The organism is Fructobacillus apis (assembly GCF_023893635.1).
Classification (GTDB): domain Bacteria; phylum Bacillota; class Bacilli; order Lactobacillales; family Lactobacillaceae; genus Fructobacillus; species Fructobacillus apis.
Map to the genome: position 1 here is coordinate 15258 of NZ_JAMWYK010000002.1, position 14731 is coordinate 29988.

General features: G+C 51.8%; 15 protein-coding genes. 2 read left to right on the forward strand and 13 right to left on the reverse strand.

Annotated features, from left to right (window positions below):
• Positions 1 to 177 precede the first annotated feature (177 nt).
• Positions 178 to 489, reverse strand: coding sequence for a preprotein translocase subunit YajC (gene yajC / locus NFX39_RS01830; RefSeq protein WP_252442484.1), 312 nt, complete (start codon positions 487 to 489; stop codon positions 178 to 180).
• 43 nt (positions 490 to 532) lie between these two features.
• On the reverse strand, positions 533 to 1750 hold the full coding sequence (gene tgt / locus NFX39_RS01835) for a tRNA guanosine(34) transglycosylase Tgt (RefSeq protein WP_252442485.1): 1218 nt from the start codon (positions 1748 to 1750) through the stop codon (positions 533 to 535).
• Positions 1751 to 1936: 186 nt separating this feature from the next.
• On the opposite strand from tgt, the gene NFX39_RS01840 reads away from it, so the two are divergent.
• Positions 1937 to 2446: an NUDIX domain-containing protein gene (locus tag NFX39_RS01840; protein ID WP_252442486.1), complete on the forward strand. Its 510-nt coding sequence runs from the start codon at positions 1937 to 1939 to the stop codon at positions 2444 to 2446.
• A gap of 180 nt (positions 2447 to 2626) precedes the next feature.
• Positions 2627 to 3367, forward strand: a complete 741-nt coding sequence (locus tag NFX39_RS01845) for a sulfite exporter TauE/SafE family protein (protein WP_252442488.1) — start codon at positions 2627 to 2629, stop codon at positions 3365 to 3367.
• Positions 3368 to 3497: 130 nt separating this feature from the next.
• On the opposite strand, the gene NFX39_RS01850 is transcribed toward NFX39_RS01845, so the two are convergent.
• The 11 genes from NFX39_RS01850 to cshA form a co-directional block, all read right to left on the reverse strand.
• Complete coding sequence (locus NFX39_RS01850) at positions 3498 to 4127, reverse strand: hypothetical protein (protein WP_252442490.1); 630 nt, start codon at positions 4125 to 4127, stop codon at positions 3498 to 3500.
• Between the two features lie 23 nt (positions 4128 to 4150).
• Positions 4151 to 4429: a hypothetical protein gene (locus NFX39_RS01855; protein ID WP_252442492.1), complete on the reverse strand. Its 279-nt coding sequence runs from the start codon at positions 4427 to 4429 to the stop codon at positions 4151 to 4153.
• Positions 4430 to 4526: 97 nt separating this feature from the next.
• Positions 4527 to 5678 (reverse strand): PTS sugar transporter subunit IIC, encoded by a 1152-nt coding sequence (locus NFX39_RS01860; RefSeq protein ID WP_252442494.1) that lies wholly within the window; start codon positions 5676 to 5678, stop codon positions 4527 to 4529.
• A gap of 65 nt (positions 5679 to 5743) precedes the next feature.
• The gene (locus tag NFX39_RS01865; protein WP_252443018.1) at positions 5744 to 6739 is read right to left on the reverse strand and encodes a D-2-hydroxyacid dehydrogenase; all 996 of its coding nucleotides are present in this window, start codon (positions 6737 to 6739) and stop codon (positions 5744 to 5746) included.
• A 68-nt stretch (positions 6740 to 6807) separates the two neighbouring features.
• Complete coding sequence (locus NFX39_RS01870; protein ID WP_338030499.1) at positions 6808 to 7422, reverse strand: ATP-dependent Clp protease proteolytic subunit; 615 nt, start codon at positions 7420 to 7422, stop codon at positions 6808 to 6810.
• 62 nt (positions 7423 to 7484) lie between these two features.
• Positions 7485 to 8426: a DNA-binding protein WhiA gene (gene whiA / locus NFX39_RS01875; protein WP_252442498.1), complete on the reverse strand. Its 942-nt coding sequence runs from the start codon at positions 8424 to 8426 to the stop codon at positions 7485 to 7487.
• Between the two features lie 2 nt (positions 8427 to 8428).
• Positions 8429 to 9409, reverse strand: a complete 981-nt coding sequence (locus NFX39_RS01880; protein WP_252442500.1) for a gluconeogenesis factor YvcK family protein — start codon at positions 9407 to 9409, stop codon at positions 8429 to 8431.
• Positions 9410 to 9543: 134 nt separating this feature from the next.
• Entirely contained in the window at positions 9544 to 10140 is a 597-nt protein-coding gene (locus NFX39_RS01885) for a JAB domain-containing protein (RefSeq protein ID WP_252442502.1), read from the reverse strand.
• A 61-nt stretch (positions 10141 to 10201) separates the two neighbouring features.
• Positions 10202 to 11641: an MFS transporter gene (locus NFX39_RS01890; RefSeq protein ID WP_252442504.1), complete on the reverse strand. Its 1440-nt coding sequence runs from the start codon at positions 11639 to 11641 to the stop codon at positions 10202 to 10204.
• The gene (locus tag NFX39_RS01895) at positions 11617 to 12834 is read right to left on the reverse strand and encodes a bifunctional folylpolyglutamate synthase/dihydrofolate synthase (RefSeq protein ID WP_252442506.1); all 1218 of its coding nucleotides are present in this window, start codon (positions 12832 to 12834) and stop codon (positions 11617 to 11619) included. Before NFX39_RS01895 ends, NFX39_RS01890 begins: the two co-directional genes overlap by 25 nt.
• 161 nt (positions 12835 to 12995) lie before the next feature.
• Complete coding sequence (cshA, locus tag NFX39_RS01900; protein ID WP_256469571.1) at positions 12996 to 14594, reverse strand: degradosome RNA helicase CshA; 1599 nt, start codon at positions 14592 to 14594, stop codon at positions 12996 to 12998.
• Between the last annotated feature and the right edge of the window lie 137 nt (positions 14595 to 14731).

Genomic DNA, 14731 nt, shown 5'->3' on the forward strand with positions numbered 1-14731 from the left:
TCAGTACAGTATAACGCCTCAGAATAAAAATGAAAGGATAAATTAGCCAAAAAAAGAGACAATTTTGGCGCTCTGTGTCTTATTGAAATCGCGGGGGCGTTCATCAAACTTTGGACCGCTCCCCGTTGCCTTCTTAAAAGCAAACAAAAAAGGCCCGCCAGAGCGGACCAGAAAGACTTAGTCTTCCTTCTTTTCTTCTTCAGTTGATGCAGCTTCGGCAGCTGGCTTAGCAGCGTCCGCGTTCTTTACGGAACGGATGGCTTGCATATCGAAAGTCAAGATGACACCTTCGCAGTTCAAATCAACCGTCTTGGCTTCTTCGTTCACCGCGTCGATCTTGGCGTGGAGACCACCGATGGTCACAACGTCAGATCCCTTTTGCATTTGGCTGCGCATTTCAGCTTGGCGTGCTTGTTGCTTCTTTTGCGTGCGCGTCATCCAGAAAACCATCACGATAACGATGATAATTGGCAATAGAATGTTTTGCATGAGTGTACTTCCTTCTTTTTCGTTTTAACTATTGTAACAGATTTTAAAAAAGTCGAGCGTCCTTTTTATTATATCCGTAGTCCTCTAGGACCTGCTTTCGGAATTCGAGCAGGCGGTCTTCTTCAATCGCCTTACGCATTTCTTCCATTAAGTTCAACAGATAGCGCAGGTTGTGCTCGGACGCGATTTGCGCCCCGAGACGCTCGTTGGCGTTAAAGAGGTGGTGCAAGTAAGACTTGGACAGGTTTTGGTAAGGACTGTACCCCGGCACGTCGTACCGGGCACGGTTCCCGAACTGTTCTGTCCGGATTGGGTTGTCCGAGTAGTAGGACAAATCCGGATCGATTGGCGAGAAGTCTTCCTTGTACTTGGAATTCTTAATCACGACCCGACCGTGCTTGGTCATGAGCGTTCCCTTGCGGGCAATTCGCGTTGGCAGCACGCAGTCGAACATGTCGATTCCGCGAATGACGGAGTCAATCAAGGAGTCCGGTGCCGCAACCCCCATCAGGTAGCGGGGCTTGTCTTCCGGCAGGAGTGGGACGGTAAAGTCCAACACGCGGTTCATTTCTTTCTTCGACTCCCCAACGGACAAACCACCGACCGCATAGCCGGGCAGGTCCATCTTCACGAGCTCGTTGGCCGATTCGGTCCGCAAGTCACGGAAGCCGGCTCCCTGAACGATACCAAAGAGCGCCTGGGTATCCGTCTTCTTGTGGTAGTCCTTAGCACGCTTGGCCCAACGAAGGGAGCGTTGCATCGACTCCTTCACGTAGTCGTAGGTCTCAAAGTATGGAATCGCCTCGTCCAGCTGCATCATGATGTCCGAACCGAGGTTGTTTTGAATGCGCATGGCCACTTCGGGTGACAAAAACATCTTATCCCCGTTCACGTGGTTTTTAAAGGTCGCCCCGTCCTCGGTCAGCTTACGTGCCTTGGCCAAGGAGAAGACCTGGAAGCCACCGGAATCCGTTAGGATGGCCTGGTCCCAGCCCATGTACTTGTGGAGCCCGCCGGCCTTGGCAATGAGTTCGTCACCGGGCCGCACCCACAAATGGTAGGTGTTGGCCAGGATGAACTGGGAACCGATTTCCTTCAGGGTCTTGTTGTCGACACCCTTGACCGCCCCCTGGGTTCCAACGGGCATGAACATTGGCGTCTCAAAGGTCCCATGCGGCGTGTGAATCCGCCCACGACGGGCGCCGGTGTCCTTTTCCGTATGCAAATGTTCGTACCAAACGGCTGGTTTTTTCTGGTTCATAAAGCACCTACTCGAATTTTTTCTACTAATAGTATAACATGCTGGGCGCTTTACTCTGCGTTGATCAACCAATGCAGCGCCCCCGCCTTTGACTTTTATAGGCGTAAAGTTCTTTTAATTGTATTGAAAGTCAAACCCGTCCGCGTTATGATAACCCCAGTTAAAACGATTGGAAAGAAGGCCATCATGGAACAAAATTACATCGCACGCATGCGTGCCAAAGTCGGACACGAAGGCATGATCTTCAACTCCGCATTCGGGGTGCTTTTCAACGAAGACCGCACGGAAATCCTCCTGGAAAAGCGCGGCGACTCCGAAGTCGGTTACGGTTTCCCCGGCGGTTTCCTGGAATACGGGGACTCCCCAATGCAGGCCGTGGTCCGCGAGTTCAAGGAAGAAACGAACTTGGACGTCGAAGTGGTTCGCTTGCTTGGAATCGCCACACACGTGAACCCCAAGAACTCATGGGGTGACGCGCAGGAAACGATTTCAATGGGCTTTGAGGTCAAGTTGAAGGACGGCGAAGACGTCAAGAACATGAAGGCCGACGGCACCGAAACGCTTTCCTGCGAATTCTTGCCGGTCAACCCCCGTCCGAAGATGTTCGTGCCCGCCGCACAGAACACGCTCGAACGCGTCCTCACGGAAAACGAAGAATCCGACCGTCCTTGGTTGCGCGAACCAAAGAAGGGTTAATCAAAAGCTCCCAGTTGGGGGTTTTTTTATTGTCCTCACTCAAGGCAGGCCTCTTTCATAAGAGTGGCTTGCCCCTCTTTGGTCGATTCCCGCATCCCTTTGACCTTTATTTCAGACAAAAACGTGCTAGACTGAATAGGTCGGCCTCTTTGGCCAAGTCTTTTTTTGAGGAGTATGGAAATGGATATCATCTTTTACGGCTTTCTGATTGGCTGTTTTGTGACCCTGATTGGTGGCGGTGGTGCCACCTTCTACCTGGGTGTGTTGACGGCCACGATGGGCATGTCAACGAAAATGGCGGTGCCAACGTCATTGTTCATCGCCGTCTTCGCCCTCTTCTCTGGTTTCATGACCCAGTTGAAGTTGAAGAACGTGAACTTTAAAATCGGTAACCGCCTGATTTTGGCTGCGCTGCCCGGAATCGTCATCGGAACCTACGTGGGGCAATTCATCCCCACCCGCATCTACCAGCTCATGGTGGGAACTCTCTTGACGGTGATGGGAATCATCGTCTTGGTAAAGAAGATTCGCGGCAAGAAGCAAATCGAAAAAGTCGACGAGAATTCGAAGGTCGCCTTGGGCTTCGGTTTCTTATCCGGATTGATGGTCGGTTTCGGTGGTCTCTCGGGCGGATCCGCAACCGTTGCTGGTCTCTCCATTATCGGGATGCCCGCCATCAAGGTTTCTGGAACGACGACCTACATCCTCTGGGTGCTCGCGGTCGTTGGACTCGGAAGTCACCTCGTGGCTGGCTCACCAATCTCTTATTCGGCCGGCCTGTTCTTGATGATCGGTGGTATCATCGGTTCCATCCTGACACCACTCGTGATGCGCCTCTTTGACCCAAAGAAGTTTAACAAGTTCCTCGGCATCCTGATGGGTCTCGTGATTATCTACTTCGGTCTGAACTTGATCTTCTAATTGAAATGAATAAAAGCCCAGCGCCCGTTTGGGTGCTGGCCTTTTTCTTTAGAAAAACAAAAAGCAGGTCCGCTTCCGAAATGGAAGTGAGCCTGCTTTTATTATTAGGCACGTACTACTCATCGCAGCACTATTCGTGAACGTAGAAATTAACATGGGAGAACATGTATTGTTTGAAGGATGATTGATTGAATCTTATCTTTTTATGAATCCCTTGAATTAAGTTCATAAGGTAAGCAGACTCACCATTGGAATTCAACTCATTCTTGTCGGTGTTCAACGCAATGAGCGTGTTCTTTTGAGAGAGATCAACGATGATGATTTGATAACCATCATCCGTTTCAATACATCCCCAAACCCAGTATTGAGGCTTGTTTGAGAACAAGCCCTGGATAATGTTTTGCTTCGGTAGCGCTATTTGATGCTGCTTAAGCCACTGACTGGTTGAAGCAAAATCATTCACAGTGATTATTTTTGGAACCACCTGATATTGAACAGACGCATTAAAGGCATTCACCCGTTTGATATTGACCAAGAATAAGTAATTGGCCATTAAGACGAGTAACGTCCCAAACACGAAGACAGCATCCACTTGGTTCTGGACTGCCAATGAACTCAACAATAAAACAAACACCACATCAAACAGGCCAAAGGCGATTTGAAAGTAAATCAAGTTTCGTTGATTTCGAGCTTGTTTAGCTAATAGTCCCTGCGTTATGTCGATGATTCGCTCCAATGACTTCTCCCCCTTTTGCCACATTTTGTTAGCGATTTCCCTGTTTCTTAACGGCGGCGACGGCGGGCAAGCCAGGTCACGAAGATGATGATCAAGACGCCCCCGAAGAAACCGAGGGCGTTCGCCAGCCCCTGGCCAATGCGCCAGCCAAAGTAGTAGAAGATTCCGCGTCGAATCATATGCCCGATGCCCCAGTCAGAACCGCCGGAACGACGGGGACGGCTTGTGCGCGAACGACCCGTCGAGCGGGGCGTGACGCGTCCCCCACCACGGGAGCCACCGCGGAAACCACCGCGCAATGTAATGTCTGTGATTAGTCGAAACATGGAAACCTCTACTTTTTAATCGTTAATTCCTATTCTACCAGAAAATAAAAAAGCCAACCTCGGGCTTGGCCGGGGCTGACTTTTATAAATGAAATTATTACAGTTCTTGCTTCAAATCCTCTGGTGAGTAGAGCTTCAACCACTTTGAGAAGATGAGCTGCGCGATGAAGGACGCGATGACCGGCACCACGACCCAGGCAATCAATCCGACGAACGGGTTGATGTAGTGGTTCATGACCGTGCTTGGAATGGCGGCGTCTGGAATCATGGACTGGAGTGGTGACACCATTCCGATGAATCCAAATCCGGCCGTCGTTGGCGTTCCTTGGATGTTGAAGAGTGGCACCGTCAAGGATGAGAGCGCACCGGCAAACATGAAGGAGAGCAACATCGCTGGCTTCTTAAAGATGGATGGCATCATTCCCTTCATGGCACCCAAGAAGATGGCCAAGGTGGTTCCCTTCTTGTTCACCTGCCAAGAGTTGATCATCAAGACGATGGTTGTGGCGACAACTCCCATTGCTGAGGCTCCGGCACCGAGTCCGGACAAGCTGATCGCCAATGCGATTCCAACGGAGGAAACCGGCGTGATGATGATGACGGAGAAGGCCATGGCAATCAGGATGGCCATTGGCAATGGTGCCAAGTTGGTGAAGGATTCGACTCCCTGACCAATTAAGTTCGTGATTTGACCAACGGATGGCGCAATCAACTTACCGAAGAGGCCGACTCCCCCACCAACGATGATTGGGGAAAGGATGATGGCCATTGAACCGAATCCGTTTAGGTAACGGTCGACGAGCCAGATGGCAAAGACGGCAATTCCTGCCACCAACATGGCGTTGATAACGTCTCCGGCACCGGCGGCCATGTAGACATGGCTGCTTGCGCTGATGACCTTACCCGTTAGCGGGTGAACCGTTCCCGGTTGGGCCATCCCCCAGAGGATGGAGTTGGACGCCACCATCGTGGCCAGGGCAACGACCCCCGTGTCCAGAATCTTCATCTTGAAGTTCATGGCGACAGCCATTCCAATCAAGAAGGGAATCATTGAGGTAAAGAGCGTCAAGATTGCTGAGAATTCAGCTCCGATATGGTTATTGGCCATTCCAGAGTACAAGATGATGTACTTCATCAAAGCCGCAGGGACCACACCAATTAGGATTCCGTTGGCAGAACCAGACAGGACCTTGAAGAAGAAATCCTTCAAATTCAAGGGGTTCTTACCTGAAAATTGTTGCGTTTCCATTCGTTTTCTCCTTTTTTATCTAAAGAAAAGCCCCAAGCTTTTGGACTTGGGGCTAATCGCCTTGCTTAGTAGTCAACCGCGATTGATGGCTTTTCACCCTTCGCAAATGATACAGCAGCATCAAATGATTGGTGAACCATTTCATCAACAGCCTTCGTCGTGTAGAAGGCGATGTGTGGCGTTACTAAGACGTTATCACGAGCGATCAAGTCAGCGATCTTTGGATCAGGGAATTCCTTACCTGACCAATCTTCGTTGAAGAGACCAACTTCTTCTTCATAAACATCCATGGCGAAGTCAGAAATCTTTCCTGAGTTCAAACCATCGATTACGGCATCAATGTCAACCAAGTTACCACGTGAGCAGTTCACGATAACAACGCCGTCCTTCATCTTAGCGATGGAGTCCTTGTTGATCATGTGGTGGTTGGCAGGAACACCAGGCACGTACATTGAGATAGCATCAGCTTGGGCGTACAATTCGTCCAATGAGTCAACGTAGAGACCTTCTTCTTGCAATTCCTTGTTTGGGAACATGTCGTAGGCAATAACCTTGGCACCGAATCCCTTCAAAATGTTGATAGCCTTACGACCGATGTTACCAGTACCGATAATACCAACCGTTTGCATACGCATTTCACGACCGATAGTTGGGGCCCAACGCAAGTCGTGCTTAGCAACCTTGTTGTCCATTGGCTTCGTACGACGGAGCAAACGTGACAATTGGATCATTGAGTGTTCTGCAATGGCGTTTGGTGAGTAAACGGGAACGTTTGAGATGTTGAATCCCAATTCCTTCGCAGCATCGAAATCGATGTTGTCAGTACCAACGTTACGCAAAGACATGTTCTTCACACCGACAGCTGCCAATGCTTCCAACGTTTCCTTCGTGTAGTCCAATTGTTGGTAAACAACTGCTGAGTCGGCACCTTCGGCCAACTTAGCCGTTTCCGGCGTCAACAATTCTTGTGTGTAATCAACTTCGATTTCAGGGTTTTGTGATTCCCAATCCTTCAAAGCTGGCTTTTCGTCATCACGAATTCCGTATGCAAATACTTTCATCATTCGTCCTCCAATATTTTCTTTCAACAATTATACGCTAGTTTAGTCTAATTTGCGACTACTTGAACTTACTTTTTTGAAGTCACTGGCTTTTCGCCAGCCTTCTCCATGATGCCGTCGATTAAGCCGTACTTCAACGTCTCTTCGGCGGACATCCAGTAGTCGCGTTCCGTATCGCGGGCAATCGTCTTCAAGTCCTTACCTGAGTTATCAGACAAGATCTTGTTCAACTTGTTGCGTGTCTTCGTCAACTGTTCCGCGATAATGGCCATGTCGGATTGTTGCGTGCCACCGGCAGCCCCACCCATTGGTTGGTGAATGAGGTATTCGGCGTTTGGCAACATGTAACGGTGACCCTTTTCTCCAGAGGAAGCAATGATTGTTCCCATGGATGCGGCCAATCCCATGACGATGGTCGTCACGGGGGCCTTGATGAAGTTCATCGTGTCCGTGATGGACAACCCGGCCGTGACAGAACCACCCGGTGAGTTAATGTACATCGAGATTTCTTTGTCAGGATCTTGGGCTTCCAAGAAAAGCAGTTGGGCAACGATGGACGTTGCCATACCGTCTTCCACCGGTCCTTGGACCAAAATGATTCGGTCCTTTAAGAGGCGGGAAGGAAGGTCATAGGACTCGCGTCCGTTCGCAGTTTGTTCAATAACTCCTGGCCACATAGTAATCTCCTTTTGTTCCAATTCGTTTAATCTATTGTAACGCAAATCGGGCACTTAAAAAACCGCCTTTAGAGCGAGTCTGGGTCAAAGTTTCCCTCTTCAATCAGCTTGGCCATGGCGTTTAGCTTGCGCATGCGGTGGTTGGCACCGGATTTTGAAATTTCTAAGTAATCACCGATTTCTGATAATGAGGCGTCCGGGTGTTCCAGACGAGCTCGGGCGAAGTCGGCCAGCTTGGCTGGCAGTTCGTCCAGGTCCCCAATTTCTTCTTGAATCCGCAGGATGTTTTGTACCTGCGCGTTGGCCGCGTTGGCAATCTTTTGGATGTTGGCGGTTTCCGCGTTCACCAGACGGTTCACGGAATTACGCATGTCCCGGGCCAAGCGGATGTCTTCGAAACGAAGCATCGTCTGGGTGGCCCCGATGACCTTCAAAAAGTCCACGATTTTATCCGAACGCTTCAAGTAAACCACGTAGTGCTTACTACGGGCAATCATCTTGATGGGCAGACGAAAGTCTTTAATCATGTCGAGCATCTGCTCGGCCAGTCCCTCGTGGGGCGTGGCGATTTCCAGGTGGTAGTTGGCCTTTTCGGGTGAGTTTACCGAACCAGCGGCCAGAAAGGCACCGCGTAGAAAGGCGGCCCGCTTGTCCTCGTCGTTTAAGAGCCAGGCCGGAATGGTCTGGTCGATTCCGAACGGATCGACCCCCAGGTCGTCCAAGATTTCTTCCACCTCGGAGTGCAAGACAACGGTCAGCACCTTGTGCTCCGACAAAGCAAACTGCTGCTTCACCGACACGTCGACCTCAGCCTTCGGATAAGACTGACGAATCAACGTGTAGATTCGTCTGGCGATGGCGGGGTTATCGGTTTGGACGCGGACTTCTTGTTCGAAGCCCAAAGTCGTCACCCCGTTCATTTGAAGCAGCGCCGCCAGTTCCGGCTTGGCCGCCTCGTCGGAAACGATTCGTCCGGTCAGTTCTTTTTTCACTTCGGCAGCAAAGGACATGGTTAGTCATCCCCCAAAAGTGCCAGGAGTTCCTTGGCCACTTTTTCACCGTCGTGGAAGGCACCGGCGTCACGCAAAAGCAAGAAGTCGCGTGAGTATACCTTGGCCCCGAGCTTTTCGATTCCTTCTTCGTCTTGCTTTACCTGCGTGGAGATTTCACCCCAGCGCTGGTAGTCGACGAAGTCTTCTGGCACTTCCGTCTGGTTGGTCAAGACGGCGTCCACAACGTTCTTTTCGAGGTGCCGGTCCAAGACCGCAAGGTGTTCGGCGTCGCTGTAAGCGTCCGTTTCACCCTTTTGCGTCATGATGTTTGAAATGTAGACCTGCTTGGCCGGTGTGGCCTGCAGCGCCTCTTTGATGCCAGGCACCACGACGTTGGGCAGGATGGAAGTGAAGAGTGAACCCGGTCCGTAGACAATCATGTCCGCTGACAGGATGGCGTCGACGGCTTCAGGGTTGGCCTCGATGGCGTGGTCTTGGTCGACCACGTCGTCGTTTGGCACGACCCACACGTGGTCCAGTGCCTGGTGGGCGGCCGTAATGGCGGCTTCACCAGTGAGTTCTTCACCCTTGGTCGTTTGGGCCTTCAGAATCAAAGGTTCCTTGGCGACCGGGTAGACCTGCCCGTTAATCTTCAAGTAGTCCGCCAGCTTGGCGATGGCTTCGGAGACATCCCCCGTCATCTCGGTCAAAGCGGCGATTAAGAGGTTGCCGACCGCGTGTTTGGCCAGAAAGTCGTCGTTGGTCTTAAACCGGTACTGGAACAGGTCCAAGAGGCTTTGGTCGGCTGAAGACATGGCAACCAAAATGTTGCGGATGTCCCCAGGCGGAATGATATTGACGTAGTTACGCAGGAGTCCAGACGATCCACCGTCGTCTGCAACCGTTACGATGGCCGTCAGGTCAACGTCTTTTTTGACCAATGGCTTAACGATCACGGGCAGTCCGGACCCACCACCAATCATCACGATTTTTGCAGGCATAAAGCGCCCCTTTCAATAGTGCTGTCTGTTTCTAGTTTAACATTTTAAAGTTAAAAATCGCACGTTCCAATGATTTTTTTACCTGAAAAGTCACACCCGACCCCGCCCCACTCTCCCGCGTTTCCAGTCTGGCCTCACCGTCTTCCGTCTTCCTCCGCCATCGACCAGTAGTTCTCCCTCGTCACGATGAAGGAATCGAGCAAGGGCACGTTCAGCGCCTGCCCGACCGTAAGCAGTCGTTTCGTGAAACGCTCGTCTTCCTCGGATGGAAAGACAGAACCTGACGGGTGGTTGTGTGCGATGATGATGGCGTAGGCGTTCACTGCTAAGGCCCGCTGAAAAATCTCACGGGGCGAACAGGACACTTCGGTTAACGTGCCCACGAAAATGGTCTCGAAGGCGATCACGTCGAGCTGCGTGTTCAGCAAGGCGAGGTTCAGTTGTTCCTGCTTCAGCCCGCCCAACTCCTCTTGCACGAAGCGACCGAAGGCCTCGGAATGCTGGGCGGACAGGAGGACGGGTCGCCTTTGACTGTTCAGCAAATGACCTGCCGCTAGTGCGTGCAGTAAGGCCCGGTTGACGGCTGGGTTTTCGGAGATGAAGTCTTCTTTTGTTTCCTCGTCTGCTTCCAGTATCTCGTAACCGTTTTTGAAGTAGAGGTCAAAGAGCTTCAGCTGTTCATCCCCGTCAAAGCCCAGTGCTTCGTAGTAATAAAAAACCTGTTTCTTCATCTGTACCCTCCTTTGCGGATTGATACGAAGAAACAGGTAATTTTTCACTTACAATCTGTGATTAATTTTCAGTCTTGTGCCATTCAGCTTCCGGGTTAACGGGAATACTGTTGGCGGCTGGGTTGGACTTCTTCATCACGGAGAAGGACATCAAGGCAGCGACGATAATCAGGACGGCGTCCATGATGTAGGTCACGCGAATTCCGAGTCCCGTTCCGGTCGTCATGTTCGTGGCGTTGTTTTGGAAGATTGACACGATACATGCGGCCAAAGCGATTCCAACCGCAGCAGAGTAGTTCTGCATGGCGGCGAAGATGGAGTTACCGGCGTTGTGGTATACGCGGTCCATATTTGAGATGGCGTTCGTCATGTTGTTTCCGTTAAAGAAGCCGACACCGGTTTGCATGAAGGCGAATCCGATGATGAAGAGGACGAAGCCGAATGGCAAGAAGGCCATCCAGAAGCATCCCAAAATCAAGAAGAAGACACCCAAACCGTTTGGCAACTTAGCGCCGTAACGGTCGTACAAGGCACCGGAGATGACGGCCATCAAGGCCTGGAGAAGTGCTCCAGGGAACAGGGCCAAACCGGCCATCGAGGAGCTCTCGTGCAAGACGATTTGCAAGCCCATTGGGATGGCGTAGTTGAAGGTCAGGTTAATCATCTGAATGATGAACCCAGCAAACACGGCCAGGCGGAACATTGGCTTTGCAAACATCGATGGCGCAAGCAAAGGTTCGGCCTCCTTGCGGGCGTAGAAGTAGTAGCCCACGATTCCGAAGACGAAAGCACCGAATGCAATCATGCTCGTGAGGTTAAACAAGCCATCGCCTGCCAAGCGATCGATGGTGATCAAACCACCGATGAAAAAGGCGGAGAGGAGGAGCCAACCAATGAGGTCGAACTTGACTTTTTTGGTCTCCACCGTCGTCGTAATGGTCATCCAACCGAGCACGAGGGCGAAGAGTTGGACGGGCACGACAACCCAGAAGATCATGTGCCAACCGAAGGCATCCGTCAAGAAACCACCGAAGGCAGGACCGAGGGCTGGTGAGAACGATACGATCAAGGATGCCAAACCAACCATCGTTCCACGACGGTTCATTGGCACCTGCTCGAAGATGACATTGTTCATCAAAGGCAGCCCAACACCAGCACCGACTCCTTGGAGCAGGCGTCCGAACAAGATGATTGGGAACTGGTTGGACGTCGCGTCAATCAGGATACCGACCAGAGAAATCAGGCCGGCGGCCATGAATTGCGTGCGGTTCTTCAACCGGTCCTTCAGCCAGGATGACATGATGATGACCATCGTGGTCAGCAAAATCACACCGGAGGTCAGCCACTGAACCGTGGATGAACTCACGTGCAATTGTTCCATCAAAACTGGGAAGGAAACGTTCAACGCCGTTTCCAACATGATGTCCGTAAAGGCGATAAGGGCAATCGAAAGAATGCTCAAAATCAACTTTGGACTCAGAACTTTTTCTTCGTCTGACATAGATGCCTCCTAACATCGGATATAAAATACAGCGAGCCGGTGAAGACCAGCGGCTGTTGTTTTTGCTTCGCGTAATCTAAGACCTGGTCGATGGATGGCAAAGTCAAAAGCGACCAGCCCGCCTTCTCGAAGTCCTCTTTTGTGAGGGCCGGGCGACCAGGGATGCCTGAATAGTCGACCGAAACGAGTTCGATCTGTTGATCTTTGACCAGCGGGGCAAGTCCTTCGACGAGGTGCTTGTCCGCTAGCCCGGCGAGGGCGACGATGACCGGACCGTCAAAGTTCTGGTCAATCGTCTTCTGCAAGGCGGCGAGGCCCGCGGGGTGGTGCGCACCGTCTAAGTAAATCCCGTCAGCCACGTTTTCAAAGCGCCCCGGCAAAAAGGCCTTATCCAGCCCCGCCTGAATCGTTGCGGGCGTCGTCTCTGGATAGAGCGCCGTGTAAGCCGCCACCGCCGTTTGCAGGTTGTCTTCTTGGAAGGCGCCCTGCAGGGCGGTCGTGAACGGCACGGGCTTTGCAGTCAACACCGGCGCCTTTTGTTTTGCCGCCACTTCGGCAATGACCGAAAGTGCCTCTTTCGGCAAGTGCGGCCCAATGACCACCGGCTTACCAAACTTGATGATGCCGGCCTTCTGCCTTGAGATAGCCGCCAGGCTATCGCCTAGCAGTGCCTCATGGTCGAGGGCAACCGTCGTAATCACGGACAAGGAAGTCGACTGCAAGAGGTTCGTTGAGTCGTAAGTTCCGCCGATGCCGACCTCGATGACGGCGAAGTCGAGCTCTTCTTCTGCAAAGTAGCAGAACATGATGGCGGTGACGATTTCAAACTCGGTTGGAATGAGCTCGCCGGCCGAGTCGGCTTGGACGCGGTCTGCCGCGTCTTTAACACGGGCCGTCAGGCGAACCAACTCCTCATCTGAAATGTTCTTGCCGTTAATCTGAAAGCGGTCGTTGAACGTCACGATGTAGGGAGAAGTGAACAGCCCCACTCGTTTCCCATCAGCCTGACCAATGGCCGAGAGCATCGCAGACACCGAACCCTTTCCGTTCGTTCCAGTGATGTGGAAGGTATCGGGAAGCTCGGCCTCCGGGTGCCCTAATTGTTCAAGGAGCGCCGCCATCCGAGCCATGGAATTCTTCTTTCCACCCTTCGGACGACCGTGAATATAAGCTAGCGTTTCTGTTACATTCATTGCCGCTCCTTTTCGCTTCGTTTACTTTCATTATAAACAAAAAAAGCGTCTGATAACAGACACTTTTCTAAATTTCGTACATTTTTTTGAGGAAATCCTGGGGCGACCGGGATATTTCACCCGGACCCTAAGCCACTCCGCTAACAAAAGCTAGCGCGTGCTTATCCCTTTTCGCGGACCGTGAAGTCACGCTTGCGTCCACCGTTGTTTCCACCGTTTGAACGACGGTCGGAACCACCACGGTAGCCACCGTTTCCGTTTGAGCGACGGTCGTTATCACGACGTCCGCCACGGTTGTCACCATCACGGCGACCACGGTATCCACCGCGGTTTCCACCACGGTTGTCACCATCGCGGCGTCCACGGTATCCACCGCCACGTCCGCCGCGGTTTCCACCACGGTAGCCGCCGCGTGATCCGCCCTTACCACCCTTACGGCGTGGCAATGGACGTTCGCGTGACAACGTAACGGGTGCGTTTTGCTTTTCCAAGCCAGCGGCTGAGGCCAACAATCCGGCAGCCAATTCTTCGGCTGAGAACTGTGACGTCAACGCAGCAACTTGTGATTGCATTTCGTCAGGGTTCACTGAGTTAACGAGTGAGGCCGCTGAGTCGAGTGCACCGTTGATACGGCCCAAACGTGCTTGCTTCAAAGTTGCTGGTTCGAGTGGCGTCATGCGCTTCTTCGTCAAGTCTTCGATGGCACGCAAGTAGTCCATTTCGTTAGGGGCAACCAAGGTAACAGAAGTACCTTCGGCACCGGCACGACCAGTACGTCCGATACGGTGGACGTATGATTCTGGATCTTGAGGGATATCGAAGTTGTAGACGTGAGAAACGTCCTTCACGTCCAAACCACGGGCGGCAACGTCCGTTGCGACCAAGAGGTTGATTTCGTGTGACTTGAATTGGTCAAGCACGCGTGAACGCATTTGTTGCGTCAAATCACCGTGCAAACCAGCGGCCTTGTAGCCACGGGCTTCCAAACCACGGGCCAATTCTTCAACACGGCGCTTCGTACGACCGAAGACGATACCAAGGAATGGTTCCTGGATGTCGATGGTACGTGACAAGGCGTCGAACTTTTCTTCGTGACGGCAGCGGATGAAGAATTGTTCAACCAAGTCCGTCGTCAATTGCTTGGCTTCAATCTTAACCATTTCAGGGTTCGTCATGAACTTCACACCGATGCGACGAATGGATTCGGGCATCGTGGCTGAGAAGAGCAAAGTCTGACGTGCGTCAGGAACCTTTGAGATGATGGCTTCGATGTCGTCCAAGAATCCCATGTTCAACATTTCGTCGGCTTCGTCCAAGACAAGCGTCTTAACGCCTTCCAACTTAGCCGTCTTACGGTTGATGTGGTCGAGCAAACGACCAGGCGTACCAACCAAGATTTGTGGGTGTGACTTCAAGCCTTGGATTTGACGGCGAATGTCAGATCCACCGAAGACAACTTGGACGTTGACGTGCTTGTCTGATCCGAGCTTCTTCAATTCGTCGGCCGTTTGGATGGCCAATTCACGCGTTGGTGAGATGATAACGGCTTGGATGTTCTTGTCGTCCAAGTCGATGTTTTCCAAGATTGGCAAACCGAAGGCAGCCGTCTTACCGGTTCCCGTTTGGGCCTGACCGATAACGTCCTTTCCAGAAAGAGTCAATGGAATCGTCTTTTCCTGGATGGGGGTAGCATCAACGTAGCCGTGGGCTTCGATTGACTTCAAAATGGCTTGTGACAAGCCGAGTTCTGCAAACTTCAAAATTTTTCTCCTTTTGAACACGCAGTGCGCGCTCCAAGACCTGTTTGGGTCCAATTCAATGATAACGCGCTTCCTGCACGTTTTAAAGGTCGAGCGGTTTATAGTCTGGCTGAGCTGACTGGTACGGCTGGATGAAC

Bases quoted from the DNA above. Each gene is read 5' to 3' on its own strand.
- NFX39_RS01890 (WP_252442504.1), bottom strand. From the start codon at position 11,641: ATGTCAGACGAAGAAAAAGTTCTGAGTCCAAAGTTGATTTTGAGCATT.
- NFX39_RS01885 (WP_252442502.1), bottom strand. From the start codon at position 10,140: ATGAAGAAACAGGTTTTTTATTACTACGAAGCACTGGGCTTTGACGGG.
- NFX39_RS01895 (WP_252442506.1), bottom strand. From the start codon at position 12,834: ATGAATGTAACAGAAACGCTAGCTTATATTCACGGTCGTCCGAAGGGT.
- NFX39_RS01850 (WP_252442490.1), bottom strand. From the start codon at position 4,127: ATGTGGCAAAAGGGGGAGAAGTCATTGGAGCGAATCATCGACATAACG.
- NFX39_RS01845 (WP_252442488.1), top strand. From the start codon at position 2,627: ATGGATATCATCTTTTACGGCTTTCTGATTGGCTGTTTTGTGACCCTG.
- NFX39_RS01880 (WP_252442500.1), bottom strand. From the start codon at position 9,409: ATGCCTGCAAAAATCGTGATGATTGGTGGTGGGTCCGGACTGCCCGTG.
- yajC (WP_252442484.1), bottom strand. From the start codon at position 489: ATGCAAAACATTCTATTGCCAATTATCATCGTTATCGTGATGGTTTTC.
- whiA (WP_252442498.1), bottom strand. From the start codon at position 8,426: ATGTCCTTTGCTGCCGAAGTGAAAAAAGAACTGACCGGACGAATCGTT.
- tgt (WP_252442485.1), bottom strand. From the start codon at position 1,750: ATGAACCAGAAAAAACCAGCCGTTTGGTACGAACATTTGCATACGGAA.
- NFX39_RS01865 (WP_252443018.1), bottom strand. From the start codon at position 6,739: ATGAAAGTATTTGCATACGGAATTCGTGATGACGAAAAGCCAGCTTTG.
- NFX39_RS01855 (WP_252442492.1), bottom strand. From the start codon at position 4,429: ATGTTTCGACTAATCACAGACATTACATTGCGCGGTGGTTTCCGCGGT.
- NFX39_RS01860 (WP_252442494.1), bottom strand. From the start codon at position 5,678: ATGGAAACGCAACAATTTTCAGGTAAGAACCCCTTGAATTTGAAGGAT.
- NFX39_RS01840 (WP_252442486.1), top strand. From the start codon at position 1,937: ATGGAACAAAATTACATCGCACGCATGCGTGCCAAAGTCGGACACGAA.